The sequence below is a fragment of the Bacillus sp. SIMBA_008 genome (assembly GCF_046535495.1).
Classification (GTDB): Bacteria; Bacillota; Bacilli; order Bacillales; family Bacillaceae; genus Bacillus; species Bacillus subtilis.
The window spans coordinates 1-367 of sequence record NZ_JAWRWL010000102.1 but is presented as its reverse complement, the minus strand read 5'-3'; the positions used below and the strand labels follow the sequence as shown (position 1 = coordinate 367).

Here is a 367-nt window from a genome sequence, read left to right as displayed (position 1 = left end):
ATCAAAAATTTTAGATGAGGCCACTCATTTATACGGAGTCCAGCGAAGTGACATCCACTTTATCGCAGATGCAGAAAACTATGTGTATGAACTTAAAAAAGACGGAGAGTCTTTCATTTTAAAAATTACCCATACCATCCGCAGATCACCTGATTATATTTTAGGTGAAATGGAATGGCTCCATCACTTAGCGAAGGGCGGACTTTCGGTTGCAAAACCAATTGCTTCATTAAATGGCCGTGATATCGAGCAAGTAGACGATGGGCAAGGTGGTTCATTTTTGCTGCGAGTCTATGAAAAAGCACCAGGTCATAAAGTTGAAGAGGCAGACTGGAATGATGAATTATTTTATGCGCTTGGACAGTAC

Annotated in this window: 1 protein-coding gene; it reads left to right on the top strand. The window is 40.6% G+C overall.

The features are described 5' to 3' along the window. Positions 1-7: 7 nt before the first annotated feature. Positions 8-367, top strand: a 360-nt coding sequence (locus SB658_RS22345) for a phosphotransferase enzyme family protein (RefSeq protein WP_410602397.1), incomplete at its 3' end; no start/stop codon positions are given.